Source organism: Mycobacteroides sp. PCS013 (genome assembly GCF_049532645.1).
Classification (GTDB): domain Bacteria; phylum Actinomycetota; class Actinomycetes; order Mycobacteriales; family Mycobacteriaceae; genus Mycobacterium; species Mycobacterium gwanakae.
In genome coordinates this window covers 3,982,606-3,996,091 of sequence record NZ_CP150131.1, presented here as the reverse complement: position 1 = coordinate 3,996,091, position 13,486 = coordinate 3,982,606, and the positions used below count along the sequence as shown (strand labels likewise).

13 protein-coding genes are annotated in these 13,486 nt (G+C 63.8%); 8 read left to right on the top strand and 5 right to left on the bottom strand.

Going from position 1 to position 13,486, the window contains the following annotated elements; all coding sequences use genetic code 11:
- Window positions 1-6 precede the first annotated feature (6 nt).
- On the top strand, window positions 7-1,428 hold the full coding sequence (locus tag RHO23_RS19885; protein ID WP_057965564.1) for a short-chain fatty acyl-CoA regulator family protein: 1,422 nt from the start codon (window positions 7-9) through the stop codon (window positions 1,426-1,428).
- On the opposite strand, the gene RHO23_RS19880 is transcribed toward RHO23_RS19885, so the two are convergent.
- From RHO23_RS19880 to RHO23_RS19865, 4 genes are read right to left on the bottom strand one after another with little or no spacing between them, the layout of a single operon-like run.
- Complete coding sequence (locus tag RHO23_RS19880; RefSeq protein WP_070941605.1) at window positions 1,419-2,606, bottom strand: MFS transporter; 1,188 nt, start codon at window positions 2,604-2,606, stop codon at window positions 1,419-1,421. The two genes, RHO23_RS19885 and RHO23_RS19880, sit on opposite strands and share 10 nt — an antisense overlap.
- A gap of 11 nt (window positions 2,607-2,617) precedes the next feature.
- Window positions 2,618-3,346, bottom strand: coding sequence for an alpha/beta fold hydrolase (locus RHO23_RS19875; RefSeq protein WP_070941604.1), 729 nt, complete (start codon window positions 3,344-3,346; stop codon window positions 2,618-2,620).
- Window positions 3,343-3,987: a class I SAM-dependent methyltransferase gene (locus RHO23_RS19870; RefSeq protein ID WP_057965562.1), complete on the bottom strand. Its 645-nt coding sequence runs from the start codon at window positions 3,985-3,987 to the stop codon at window positions 3,343-3,345. The genes RHO23_RS19875 and RHO23_RS19870 overlap by 4 nt, the downstream gene beginning before the upstream one ends.
- A 46-nt stretch (window positions 3,988-4,033) precedes the next feature.
- Window positions 4,034-4,411: a DUF427 domain-containing protein gene (locus tag RHO23_RS19865; RefSeq protein ID WP_070941602.1), complete on the bottom strand. Its 378-nt coding sequence runs from the start codon at window positions 4,409-4,411 to the stop codon at window positions 4,034-4,036.
- Window positions 4,412-4,530: 119 nt separating this feature from the next.
- On the opposite strand from RHO23_RS19865, the gene RHO23_RS19860 reads away from it, so the two are divergent.
- Window positions 4,531-5,712, top strand: a complete 1,182-nt coding sequence (locus RHO23_RS19860; protein WP_030097449.1) for an acyl-CoA dehydrogenase family protein — start codon at window positions 4,531-4,533, stop codon at window positions 5,710-5,712.
- A 104-nt stretch (window positions 5,713-5,816) separates the two neighbouring features.
- Here the strand turns inward: RHO23_RS19860 and RHO23_RS19855 are convergent, their stop codons facing one another.
- Window positions 5,817-7,076 carry a KasA/KasB family beta-ketoacyl-ACP synthase gene (locus tag RHO23_RS19855; RefSeq protein ID WP_070941601.1) on the bottom strand — a complete coding sequence of 420 codons (1,260 nt, stop codon included), beginning with the start codon at window positions 7,074-7,076 and terminating at the stop codon, window positions 5,817-5,819.
- 369 nt (window positions 7,077-7,445) lie between these two features.
- On the opposite strand from RHO23_RS19855, the gene RHO23_RS19850 reads away from it, so the two are divergent.
- From RHO23_RS19850 to RHO23_RS19825, 6 genes are all read left to right on the top strand, one after another.
- Window positions 7,446-8,363: an SAM-dependent methyltransferase gene (locus tag RHO23_RS19850; RefSeq protein ID WP_070941600.1), complete on the top strand. Its 918-nt coding sequence runs from the start codon at window positions 7,446-7,448 to the stop codon at window positions 8,361-8,363.
- 5 nt (window positions 8,364-8,368) lie between these two features.
- The gene (locus tag RHO23_RS19845; protein ID WP_371258635.1) at window positions 8,369-9,310 is read left to right on the top strand and encodes an SAM-dependent methyltransferase; all 942 of its coding nucleotides are present in this window, start codon (window positions 8,369-8,371) and stop codon (window positions 9,308-9,310) included.
- A gap of 156 nt (window positions 9,311-9,466) precedes the next feature.
- Entirely contained in the window at window positions 9,467-10,885 is a 1,419-nt protein-coding gene (locus RHO23_RS19840) for an aldehyde dehydrogenase family protein (protein WP_057967127.1), read from the top strand.
- A 66-nt stretch (window positions 10,886-10,951) separates the two neighbouring features.
- The gene (locus tag RHO23_RS19835) at window positions 10,952-11,818 is read left to right on the top strand and encodes an SDR family oxidoreductase (protein WP_057967128.1); all 867 of its coding nucleotides are present in this window, start codon (window positions 10,952-10,954) and stop codon (window positions 11,816-11,818) included.
- A complete protein-coding gene (locus tag RHO23_RS19830) occupies window positions 11,815-12,777 on the top strand; it encodes an NADPH:quinone oxidoreductase family protein (protein WP_030097440.1) in 963 nt (320 codons plus the stop codon). The genes RHO23_RS19835 and RHO23_RS19830 overlap by 4 nt, the downstream gene beginning before the upstream one ends.
- Window positions 12,774-13,223 carry a MaoC family dehydratase gene (locus tag RHO23_RS19825; protein WP_030097439.1) on the top strand — a complete coding sequence of 150 codons (450 nt, stop codon included), beginning with the start codon at window positions 12,774-12,776 and terminating at the stop codon, window positions 13,221-13,223. Before RHO23_RS19830 ends, RHO23_RS19825 begins: the two co-directional genes overlap by 4 nt.
- The last annotated feature ends 263 nt before the right edge of the window (window positions 13,224-13,486 follow it).

Sequence of the window (13,486 nt, the reverse complement as noted above, 5' to 3'; positions counted from 1 at the left end):
GCGAACATGTCCAGACCGTTCGCCGGAGCGCGGTTGCGGAGGTTGCGCGAGGAGCGCGGCCTGACGCAAGCGGCGCTCGCACGCGTCCTGGATTTGTCGACGAGTTACGTCAACCAGCTGGAGAATGACGCGCGCCCGGTGACGGTCGCGGTGCTGCTGCGCCTCACCGAACGATTCGATCTGTCACCGCACTATTTCTCCCCGGACTCCGACGCCCGGCTTGTCGCGGACCTTGGCGAGATATTCACCGAGGCTGCCGTGGGCGAGATCAGTGACCTGCAGCTCGAAGAGCTAGTCGCCCGGATGCCGTCGGTGGGTCAGACCCTGGTGGGCATGCACCGCAGGCTGCGGGACGTCACCGCTGAGCTGGAGAGCTATCGCGCGACCGAGAATGCGGCCACAATCGGTGATTCGATAAGAGAACCGCTGCGTCCCATGCCATTTGAAGAAGTCCGCGACCTTTTCTACGATCACAAGAACTATCTTGGTGAACTCGACACCGCCGCCGAAGATCTATTCGAGCACTACGGGCTGCACATCGGCGGTCTCGACACGCAGCTGGCCACGGTCTTGAAGCAAGACCACGGTATCGCCGTCACCGTGGCCAAGGGTGGGGCGCTTTCGGATTCTTCGAAACGCCGGTTCGACACGGACGCAGGGGTTTTGCGCATCGCGCATTGGCTCACGCCCGGTCAGCGCGCATTTCAAATGGCCACGCAGCTGGCGCTGTTGACGCAGACCGAAACCATGGCGGCGATTCTCTCCGGTGCCGAGCAGCTGAGCCCCGAGGCCATTGGTGTGGCCCGGATTGGGTTGGCCAACTACTTCGCTGGTGCTTTCCTGTTGCCGTACAAACAGTTTCACCATGCGGCAGAGTCCACTAGATATGACGTCGACATCCTGGCGCGACAGTTCGAGGTCGGGCATGAGACCGTTTGTCACCGGCTGTCGACTCTGCAGCGCCCCTCCATGCGGGGAGTTCCGTTCATTCTGGTCCGGACCGACCGTGCGGGGAACATCTCGAAACGCCAATCCGCCACGGCGTTTCACTTCTCCAGAGTGGGTGGAAACTGCCCCCTGTGGGTAGTGCACGAGGCGTTCTCGAATCCGGGGCAGTTTGTGACCCAGGTTGCCGAGATGCCCGACGGCCGCACGTATTTCTGGGTGGCGCGCACGAGTAGTACATCAACAGGCGGATTCCTCAGCACGCCAAAATCGTTCGCGATCGGACTGGGATGCGATATCGCCCATGCGCATCGTCTGGTGTACTCGACGGGGATCGCCATCGACGATCCGTCAACCGCAGTGCCGATCGGCCCGGGCTGCAAGGTGTGCGTCCGCGATTCCTGTGCCCAGCGAGCTTTTCCCTACATCGGCCGCAGCGTCCATGTCGACGAAGACGCCAGCAGTCGTCTGCCTTACACCTGATCGGCGTGCCGCAGCACTGTGGGTGCGGCGGCGACCAGCGCGACCAGTTGAATCACGCCGACCACTCCGATGAGCATGGGAATCGACACCTCATAGAGGTACCCCGTGAGTGTCCCGCCGACGGCGGTTGCCGTGCCGAGCACAGCGGCGTAGACCCCATATGCGGTGGCCCGTCGTGCGGGCGGCACCAGGTCTGCGACCACCGCACGCAGGGTGGATTCCTGAATCCCGATGGCGGCACCCCATAACAGCGCGCCAAGCACGATGCCCATGAGTGAGTCTGTGAATGCCAACATGGGCACGACCGCGCCGACAATAGGCAAGACCACAAGGGTTTTGGGGCCTATCCGGTCGTACGCCCAGCCGGAGAACAGGGCGGATATGGCGGCTGCGGCCATCGCGACGGCGTACACCAACGGCACCGCGGCGGGCGCCAGGATGCCCCGGTCGACCATGTGAAATGACAGCACGCCAAAGGTCGCGAACCCGGACACGGTGATCCCGGAGAACCCCGCGTACAGCCAAAAACGTATCGGTAGTTGGAGTTTTTGGCGCTCGGTGGGTGAGTCATGCGTCTCCGCACTGGCCTCATACCGTTCCGGGTGGGGCACCCGGCGGCGAAGCCAGAACAACAGGGCCAGCGCCGCCGCACCGGGGACCGCCAGCACGGCGAATGTCGGCAGATAGTTCCCGTGGGTGAGGGTGAGCATGCCCGCGACGACGAGTGGGCCGGTAATCGCACCGACCTGGTCCATGGCCTCGTGCACCGCGAAGCCCCTGCCACGGCCGGTGACGGAGGTGGCGTGCGACAGCAAGGTGTCCTTGGCGGGGCTGCGTACCGCCTTGCCCACCCGTTCGGCGATCACCAACGTAGCGGCAACCCAGAGCACGCTGGCCACGCCCAGGAACGGGACGGTGATCACGGTCAGTGCGTAACCGGCGATGGTCCAGGTCCAGAACATGCGGGTGCGGTCGGTGAGTGGGCCCGACACAAGACGCAGCGCCAGGGCGGCGGCCTCGCCGATTCCGGTCACCACGCCGACCACGAGCGCCGAGGCCCCGAGCGATGCCAGAAGTGGCCCGGTGATCGAGCGCGCGCCCTCATAGACGATATCGGCGAACATGCTGATGACGCCGAATGTCGTGACGAATCGCCAGGCCGAAAGACGTTGTGGCACAGCTGGTGAATCTAGTCGATCCACCGTCTTACCTGCTCGGCGATCCACGCGCCGTCGTCGAGGGGAATGTCGTGGCCGGCGGTGGGATGCACCGCGAGGGGTGCGCCGAAGCTGTTGGCGATCGCGCGTGACGCCGCGGAACTCACAAGCCGGTCGTGCGTGGAGGTCAGAACCAGCAGCGGAGTATCGACGCGCTTCGGCATCCGGAAGCTGATGGCCGCGGCGATCTGCCGGGCGACACTGGCGCTCGACGGACGCTGGGTCTGTAGGTAACCGGCCCACCGCTGGGACAGCGCGTCGAGATCCAGATCGGGGTTATTGGCCGTCTGCTCCAGGATGGCACGTTCGCGAGGCACGTCGGCGCGGAACCGTCCGAGTACCAAGTTGGGGATCGACGACGGCTGAAATCGCTGCCATATCGGTGTCGAGGCAGTGCTCGAATTGATGACGACGGCGCGTTCGAAATCTCCGGGGTAACGCGCGCACCAGTCGAGTCCGATCATGCCGCCCAGAGAGATCGAGAGCAGTGACCAACCGTCGCTATCCCGGTCCAGCCGGGACCGGATGTCATCGGTGATGGCCGAGATACTTGCCGGCGAGACACGTTGAAATTCGGTGCCGAATCCCGGCGCATCCAGGCATTCCACCTGAACGCCAAGCGATTCGGCAAAGACTTGGGGGAACTGCTCCCAGTGGCGCTTCTCGCGGCTCAAGCCACGAAGCAGCAGCCACCGTGTCATCGCTTGATGCCCACAGTGAGTCGATCGAACTCCACGAACGGAAGGGTGAAGGGATGGTGCACCGGTCGCTGCACCGCGACCTCGAATCCGGCGGCCTCGAACATCTGGCGCATCTCGGCCTTCGACGGAACGCTCGCGGGCACGCGATCGCCGAAGATCCGGCGCAGGATGGGGGCGGAGGCGCGGTCGGGCGTGAAGGTGGTGATCGCGGTGAAGCCGCCGGGCGCCAGCACGCGATGGAACTCGGCGAGGGCGGCGGGCTGGTCAAAGAAGTGGAACGCCGATGTGGAGACCACCGCATCCAGTGCGCCGTCGTCGAACGGCAACTTTTCGGCCGGCGCGAATTGCCAGTCGACCAACGCGGAACGGGCCTTCGCCTGGGCGAGCATCCCCTCGGACATGTCGACCCCGTGCACCTGCTCGGGCTCGAGTTCTTCCTGGATGCGTGTCGCCAGAATGCCGGTACCGCAGGCGATATCGACAACACGTTGCGACTCGTGCTGACGCAGCAGGGCGATCATCTCGTCCTGTGCCGGGCGGTACACCCATTGTTGTAACGGTGCCCAGTCGTATGCCTTGGCAGCGCGTCCCCAGAACCGCGTCACCTGGTCGTTGAAAGCTCGTCGTTGAACCGTCGTCATGGGCACAACGTACGCCAGCAATCAGGGGGTCGCCAGACGGGTGCGTTCAGTCCGCGGTGACGTTGACCCGGTCGGGATAGAAGGCCAGATGGCGGGCAATCCGGGCGACCGCCGGGTAGGGATCTTCATAGGTCCAGACGGCGTCTTCGATCGTTCCCTCGGGTGTGCGCACCGAGTAGTACGAGGCCTCGCCCTTATACGGGCAGTACGTGTGGGTGTCGGTGCGCTGCAGCACCTCCCAGTTCACCGCATCGGGTGGGAGGTAGTACACGGGCGGATAGCTGGCCTCCTGCAGCCGCAAGGCGCCGGTGGTGTCGGCGATGGTGACGTCGCCGGACGTGACCACGACGCGGGTGCTGGCGGGCTCGATGGTGATCGGATGGTCCGGGCCGGGAACCAGTTGCGGCCTGTCGGGGGTGGACATATCTCCGAGGGTAGGCCTGTTCTGGACTATGGCTAGGCTGCCCTAGCTCTGCAGGTTGAGCGGCTGTCCCGCCTCGGTTTCTGGCCGAGGGAAGGCCCGGGGGCGCTAGGGTCGGCGGCATGGCTGTGGATGCTGATCGAAGTGACCCCGACGAGTTGTTCGGTATCGACGCGCTACTCAGCGACGAGGAGCGCGCGATCCGCGACAGCGTGCGAGCCCTGGTTCAGGCGCGCGTGGTTCCGAACGTGCAGCGGTGGTACGAAGACGGTGACCTCCCGGTGCGCAAGCTTGCGTTGGAACTGGGCAAGATCGGTGTGCTTGGCATGCACCTGCAGGGTTACGGATGCTCCGGAACATCTTCTCTCGCATACGGATTGGCATGCATGGAACTCGAGGCGGGCGACTCGGGGATTCGTTCGCTGGTCAGTGTGCAGGGGTCGCTGGCGATGTACGCCATCTATGCCTACGGCAGTGATGCGCAGAAGCAGAAGTGGCTGCCGCGGATGGCGACAGGCGAGGAGCTGGGGTGTTTCGGTCTTACCGAACCCGATTTTGGCTCCAACCCTGGGGGAATGCGCACCCATGCCCGGCGAGACGGTAGCGACTGGATCATCAACGGCACCAAGATGTGGATCACCAACGGGTCGATTGCCGATGTCGCGGTCATCTGGGCGCAGACCGACGAGGGTGTTCGCGGATTCCTGGTATCGACCGATTCCGCGGGATTCAACGCTCAAACCATCCGTTCCAAGATGTCCTTGCGTGCGTCCGTGACCGCTGAGCTCAACCTCAGCGATGTGCGGGTGCCGGAGAAGAACCGGCTGCCGCAGGCCATTGGGCTCAAGGCGCCGCTGTCATGCCTCAACGAGGCGCGCTTCGGCATCATCTTCGGCTCGATGGGCGCGGCGCGTGAATGCTTGCGTACCGCACTCGATTACGCCAACACCAGGGAACAGTTCGATCGGCCGATTGCGGGATTCCAGCTGACCCAGGAGAAGCTGGCCAACATGGCGCTCGAATACGGCAAGGGTGTGCTGTTGGCGTTGCATCTAGGACGTCGTAAAGATGCGGACACCTTGAGTACTCCCCAGGTCAGTCTCGGCAAGCTCAATAACGTGCGCGAGGCGATCGAGATCGCCAGAACGGCCCGGACAATTCTTGGTGCGAACGGCATTTCGGGCGAGTATCCCGTCATGCGGCATGCCAACAATCTGGAGTCGGTGTTGACCTACGAGGGCACCAGCGAGATGCATACGCTCGTCATCGGCCAGGCGCTGACGGGTATCGCCGCGTTCCGCTGATCAGCGCGGCCGGCTGTACCCGCCATAACGCCGACACGCCGCCTAGTAGCGGAATCGTGCGATACGAATCCGCCGCCAGACGGCGTGTCGGGGAAGAGCGGTGATCAGTACTTGCCGAGGGCGATGGCCACGTTGTGGCCGCCGAACCCGAACGAGTTGTTGATGGCGTACTTGTAGTCGCCCTTGCGGGGCTCCTTGCTGACGATGTCGAGATCGATCTCGGGGTCCGGCGTCTCGTAGTTGAGGGTGGGCGGAATGATGCCCTCCTGCAACGACTTCACCGTGATGATGGCCTCGACGGCACCGACCGCACCCACCGAGTGCCCGAGGGCGCCCTTGGGTGCGTAGACCGCGGCGTTCTGCAGACCGGACTTGTGAATAGCCTTGCCCTCGGCGACGTCACCGACACTGGTGGCGGTGGCGTGTGCGTTGACATGGTCGATGTCCTTGGCGTCGAGCCCGGCAGTCTCCAGAGCCCGATCCATCGCCTTGGCCGCCCCGATGCCATCGGGATGCGGTGCCACTACGTGGAAGCCGTCCGAGGTGATGCCCGCGCCGAGCAGGCGCGCGTAGATCCGCGCGCCGCGTGCCTTGGCGTGCTCCTCGGTCTCGATAACCATGAGTGCGCCGCCCTCGCCGAACACGAAGCCGGTGCGGTTCTTGTCGAACGGTCGCGATGCCCCTGCGGGGTTGTCGTTGTCGGTAGACATCACGATGCGCATGTTGGCGAATGCGGCGATGGGTGCGGCCTCGATGGCGGCTTCGATACCGCCGCAGATGGCGATATCGGCGTCGCCGTAAGCGATTTGGCGCCAGGCGTGGGCGATGCCTTCGTTACCGGAGGCACATGCCGAGACGGGGGTGATCACACCACCGCGCGCCTTGCGCTCCAGGCCGATGACAGCAGCAGGACCGTTGGGCATGAACATCTGAACGGTAAGGGGGGAAACGGCTTTCGTACCCCGGGCACGCATCTCGTCATAGGCTTCGACCAACTTCTCGCCGCCGCCCAGGCCGGTGCCCACCGAAACCGTCAGGCGCTCCAGGTCGATATCGTCGGGAGCACCCGCGTCTGCCCAGACCTGACGGCCCAGGATCGCGGCCAGGCGCTGCACATAGGACAGGCGGCGAAGTTCGATCTTCGTCATGTCCTTGTCGAAGTCGCGGACCTTGAGGTGCCCACCGATCTTCACCGGCAGGTCGTACTGAGCGACGAAATCGTCATCGAGTACGCGAATGCCGCTCTCTCCGGCGAGTAGTCCCTTCCAGGTGCCCTCGACATCGGGTGCGATCGACGTCGTCATGGCCATGCCGGTCACGACGATGTTCGGAAAGCCACCATTTGCGGTAGATGGTTTGGCCATTATTGACATCCCCCCATGGACATGTACGTGGCAAGCACGTTCTATCCCCTTTCGAACCTCAGCTGAGCTATCTCTTGGACCGGATTTTAGTAAGCCGTCTGCCAGCGAACTTCGCCAGGGTGGGCCATCAAACGGATTAGATGATGAACCCTATGCCAGATCTGTGGAGGAACTGCACAAATTCGGCAAGTGTGTCTGGGCGGTTGACGTCCCGCAGCGCAGGTTGTCCTAAGTAACGGGCAAATGAATGAAGGGTTCAGCTACCTCGGCGTGGCCAGGGCTGATGTGACCCGCCGCACAATGCCGGTCATCGACGGAGATCTGTAGCATTGCTCACTATTGGGTCTAGTTTGCCTTGAGAGGAGCCGCATGCGGGTCGACGGGGACACCTGGGATATCACTTCCAGCGTGGGGGCGACCGCCCTCGGGGTGGCGGCCGCACGCGCCACCGAGACGCTGCGGACCGACGCGCTCATCCACGATCCGTTCGCGCAGATACTCGTTGACGCGACCGGTAAATCGACTGGCTGGGAGCGTTTGGCGGCCGGCGACATCGAGTGGCCAGATCCCGAGGCGGGCCGGATCTACGGACGGATGGTCGACTACCAGGCCACCCGCACCAGTTTCTTCGACGCCTTCTTCCTGGCAGCGGCGGCTGCGGGCATCCGGCAGATGGTCATCTTGGCCTCTGGTCTGGATTCGCGCGCCTACCGCCTCGACTGGCCGGCCGGCACCACGGTGTTCGAAATCGACCAGCCGCAGGTTCTGGAATTCAAGGCCGCCGCACTGGCCGCCCATGAACCGAAGGCGCAACGGCACGCCGTAGCCATCGATCTGCGCGAGGACTGGCCGGCCGCCTTGCGTGAGGCGGGGTTCGATGCCGCGAAACCCACCGCATGGCTGGCCGAGGGTCTGTTGCCGTATCTGCCCGCCGAAGCCCAAGACAGTCTGTTCGTCAGCATCGGTGCGTTGAGCGCTCCCGGCAGCCACATCGCGGTCGAGGGGTATGAGGGAAAGCTGGTTCTGGACGAGAGCGAGGAGGAAGCCGCCCGCCGGGAGCAGGTGCGAGCCGCATTCAAGACCGCCGTGGATGTCGACGTCGCGATCGAGAACTTGATCTACGAAGATGAGAACCGCGCCGACCCTGCGGAATGGCTTGGTGCACACGGTTGGTCGGTCACGAAGACCGATGCGCACGATGAGATGGCACGGCTGGGCAGGCCGGTGACCGAGGACGTCGAACAGGGGACATTCCGCGGCCAGCTGATCCAGGGTGAACTCCGGTGAGCAATGTGACCACCACGCGCTCCGACGACGACAGCTGGGACATCGCGAGCAGCGTGGGCGCCACCGCGGTCATGGTGGCCGCCGCGCGGGCGGCTGAAACCCGCAGTGACGCGCCACTGATCAGGGACCCTTTTGCGCAGCTTCTCGTAGAGCGCGCCGGTGCCGGGGCATGGTCGGTGATTGCGAGCGACGACGTGCGACGGCAGCTTGCCGAGCTCGATCCCGAAGCTGACCGCATCATGCAGTACGCGGTGGACTATCAGGCCGTCCGCACGCGGTTCTTCGATGGCTTCTTCGAGCGGGCTTCGCTGGCGGGAATCACCCAGGTGGTGATCCTGGCCGCCGGCCTGGACTCGCGTGCGTATCGCCTGGACTGGCCAGCCGGTACCACCGTGTACGAAATCGACCAGCCACTCGTGTTGCAGTACAAGCGTCAGACACTCGACGAGCACGACGTGCGCTCTGCCTGCCTGCGCCGTGAGGTGGCCGTCGACCTTCGACAGGATTGGCCGGTCGCGCTGCAACGCGAGGGGTTCGACGTCACTGTGCCCACGGCGTGGCTGGCCGAAGGCCTGCTCATGTACCTGCCGACCGAGGCGCAGGACAGGCTCTTCGAACTGATCGTGGATCAGAGCGCACCGGGCAGCCGGATCGCCGTCGAGGCCGTCGGGCCGGACAACGCCAAACGGCATGAGGTCCGCAGCAAGATGCGTGAACACTTCGACCGGGCCCGCAAGCTGGCGGGAATCGAGGGCGAGTCCCTGGACGTCGGATCACTGATGTACCACGACGAGAACCGCACCGATGTTCCGCAATGGCTCGCCGGGCGTGGGTGGACGGTCCGGGCGATTCCGGCCGAGGCCGAGATGGCGGATGCCGGCCGACTGGTGCACTCGGAAGAAGACATACGGGGGAACACCCTGATAGAAGCCGAGCTCAAGGGCTGATGGAGCGCGGCCCTCAGGGGTGCGGGGTTCTCAGGTCCCAACTGGTTGGTTACCATCGGTGATACAGCTCACGTAGCTGCCATCGCTAGTCCGTATGCGCGTACGTGACCTGCGTAGATGCACTCACTGATGAGCGTGCCATCGAGAGGAACGGATATGACCACCGAGATCTCTACGCCTGCCGACCAGCACGCTGCGTCCGAGCCTTCCCGCATTCCGGGGATCGTCCGGGGCCTGCGGGAGACGTTCGCAACAGGCCGGACCCGCGAGTACCACTGGCGCAAGGCGCAGCTCGTCGGCTTGGAGCGACTTTTCTCCGAGAACGAGGCGGCGATCGCCACCGCATTGCACGAGGACTTGGGTCGCTCGTCGGCCGAGGCCTGGATCGCCGACGTGGTCGGGTCGGTTGTCGAGGTGGTCTATGCGCGCAAGAACTTGCGGCGCTGGATGCGACGCAAGCGGGTACGGGGTCTTCCGTTGGCACAGCAACCGGCCAAGGCATGGTCGGTACCGGAGCCCTACGGCACGGTGCTCGTCATCGGTGCGTGGAACTTCCCGCTGTATCTGACGCTGGGTCCCGTGGTCGGCGCGTTGGCCGCTGGCAACACCGTGGCCATCAAGCCTTCGGAGATCGCGCCCGCTTCCTCGGCGTTGATGGCCAAACTCATTCCGCAGTACCTCGACCCGCACGCCGTTGCTGTTGTCGAGGGCGACGGGTCGGTGACACAGGAACTGCTGGCGCAGGGTTTTGACAAGGCTCTGTTCACCGGCGGCACCGAGATCGGCAAGCGCATTCTGGAAGGCGCCGCACAACACCTGACACCGGTCGCACTGGAATTGGGTGGCAAGTCGCCGGTCTACGTCGCCGCCGATGCCAACATCGAAGTGGCCGCCCGCCGCATCGGATACATGAAGGGCCTCAACTCCGGTCAGGTGTGTCTGGCTCCCGACTATGTCCTGGTGGATCCGGCGGTTCGCGACGAGCTGGTCGAGAAGATCACCGCGGCATGGGCAGATTTCCAGGCGGACAAGGAATCCAAGGGACTGCGCGTGGTGAACCAGCGCCAGTTCGATCGTCTGGTGGGCTACCTGGCCGCGACCGAAGGAGAGGTCGCCACCGGCGGTGCCTCCGACGCGTCCGCGCTGACCATTGAGCCGACGATCGTTGTTGATCCCAGCGCTGACGAGCCGCTCATGCAGAATGAGATCTTCGGCCCGATCCTTCCGGTGCTGACGGCGGACAGCCTTGACGACGCCATCGACTTCATCAATTCGCGGCCAAAGCCGCTGGCAGCCTATGCCTTTACGGAGTCGAAGCGCATCGGCAACCGATTCATCGACGATGTGCCCGCGGGTGGCACCGTGATCAATCATCTGCTGTACCACGCCGTCATCCCGAACCTGCCCTTCGGCGGGGTCGGTGCCAGCGGTATGGGCGCCTACCACGGCAAGGCCGGATTCGACGAGTTCAGTCACCTCAAGTCGACTCTGTACAAGAGCACCAAGATGGACCTCAAGCTTCCGTACCCGCCGTACCTGGAGAAGAACCTTAAGCTGATGAAAAAGCTTATGTAGTTGTAGTTTTCGTCCTCCATATCATTCAGCAACCCAATGAAGTGCCAAGTGAATTAGGAGTTCTGCATGCCGGGAGTGCAAGACCGGGTAATTGTCGTGACCGGAGCCGGTGGAGGCCTGGGCCGTGAGTACGCGCTCACCCTCGCTGGCGAGGGCGCCTCGGTGGTCGTCAACGACTTGGGTGGTGCCCGAGACGGATCCGGTGCCGGGTCCGCCATGGCCGATAGCGTGGTTGACGAGATCAAGGCGGCCGGGGGCCGCGCCGTTGCCAACTACGACAGTGTCGCTACCGAAGAGGGCGCCGCCAACATCGTCAAGACCGCGGTCGACGAGTTCGGCGCCATCCACGGTGTGGTCAGCAACGCCGGCATCCTGCGAGACGGCACTTTCCACAAGATGACCTATGACAGTTGGCATGCGGTGCAACAGGTTCACCTGTACGGCGGATACAACATCACCCGCGCCGCATGGCCGCATTTCCGCGAGCAGGGTTACGGCCGCATCGTGGTCGCCACCTCGACCAGTGGTCTGTTCGGCAACTTCGGGCAGGCCAACTACAGCGCCGCGAAGCTGGGACTCGTTGGGCTCATCAACACCCTCGCGTTGGAGGGCGCCAAGTACAACATCCACTCCAACGCGATCGCGCCGATCGCGGCCACCCGGATGACAGCCGACATCGCCCCGGAGGCTGTGCTGGACAAGCTGCCACCGTCCTTCGTCGCCCCGGTTGTCGGATACCTGTGCACCGAGGAAAGCACCGATAACGGCTCGGTTTTCGTCGTCGGTGGCGGCAAGGTGCAACGCGTCGCACTGTTCGAGAACGCCGGTGCGGACTTCGAGACCCCGCCCACCGTCGACGAGGTCGCCGAGAAGTGGTCGCAGATCGCGGATCTGTCGAATGCGGTCAAGGCCGGCCCTCCCTCGCTCGCATGAAAGCCGTACAGGCGCAGTCGCTGTCGGGCCCAGAGGGGCTGGTCTACACCGATGTCGAGGAGCCGCGCGGTGACAACGTCGTGGTCGTCGACGTCAAGGCCGCGGGAGTCTGTTTTCCCGACTACCTGATGACCAAGGGCGAGTACCAGTTACGAATGGAACCTCCGTTCGTCCCAGGTATCGAAACCGCCGGGGTCGTGCGGTCGGCACCCGCGGGTTCGGGGATCAACCCCGGTGACCGGGTGATGGCCTTCAATTTCATTGGCGGGTATGCCGAACGGGTGGCAGTGGCGCCATCCAACATTCTTCCGACGCCCCCGCAGCTAGACGATGCCGAGGCCGTCGCCCTCATCGCGAACTACCACACGATGTACTTCGCGTACGCCCGCCGTGGACAACTGCGTGCGGGGGAGACGGTGCTGGTACTCGGCGCGGCCGGCGGTATCGGAACTGCCGCCATCCAGATTGCCAAGGGCCTGGGGGCCAAGGTGATCGCCGTCGTCAACCGGACCGCCGCAACGGAATTCGTCAAGAGTGTCGGTGCCGATATCGTCCTGCCCCTCGAGGATGGCTGGGCTAAGGCGGTGCGCGAGGCGACCGGCGGTGTCGGTGTCGACATGGTGGTGGATCCCATCGGTGGGCCCGCCTTTGACGACGCGGTACGCACCCTGGCCTCCGAAGGCAGGCTGTTGGTCGTCGGATTTGCGGCCGGTGCGATACCGACAATCAAGGTGAATCGGCTGCTGCTGCGCAACGCCTCGCTGATCGGTGTGGCCTGGGGCGAATTCCTGCGCACCCATACGGATTACCTCTATGAGACCCAGGCGGGGTTGGAGAAGTTGGTGGCCGAGGGCATGCGGCCGCCGGTGAGCGCGCGGATACCGCTGTCAGAGGGCCGTCAGGCGCTCCAGGACTTCGCCGATGGAAAGGTCTACGGGAAGATGGTCCTCGTTCCGTGACCACCAAGGTGTTCAACGGAATTGCCGACGTCGCGGTGGGTGATCTCGGGGCCACCGATTGGCTTGTGGTCGATCAGGAGCGGGTCAACACCTTTGCCGACGCCACCGGTGACCACCAATGGATTCACGTCGATACCGAACGGGCCGCTGATGGCCCGTTCGGTGGCACCATTGCCCACGGGCTGCTCACGTTGTCGCTGCTGCCGCAGTTTCAGTTCCAGCTGATTCGGGTCGACAACATCGCGATGGGGATCAATTACGGGTACAACAAGATTCGATTCCTCAACCCGGTCCTGGTGGGATCGCGACTGCGTGCCCGGGCCGAGGTGACCCATGTCGAACAGAAGCCGGGCGCCGTGGACGTGACGATCTTGACGACCGTCGAGATCGAAGGTGTCGACAAGCCGGCTTGTGTGGCCGAATCGATTTCGCGCTTTATCGCCTAGCCGACCGGGATATCGCGTTAGAGGCTCGGGGCCACAGCTCATTTCGGCCGGTCCGTGACGAGGGTGAGAAACTGCACGCCAGTCGGTGTGATAGCTATTCTCGCCCAATGAAATCGCGACCTGCGATATGTCCATCGTTTAGACAGCGCATGTAGCAGAGTGTCCAAAATCTCACCGTGATCTACGACGATGTGTAGATCACGTCAGTCAGGTGTTATGTTACTGCTCAGTTTGGGCCGTGCTTTCTCTGTGACCAGCGAAGA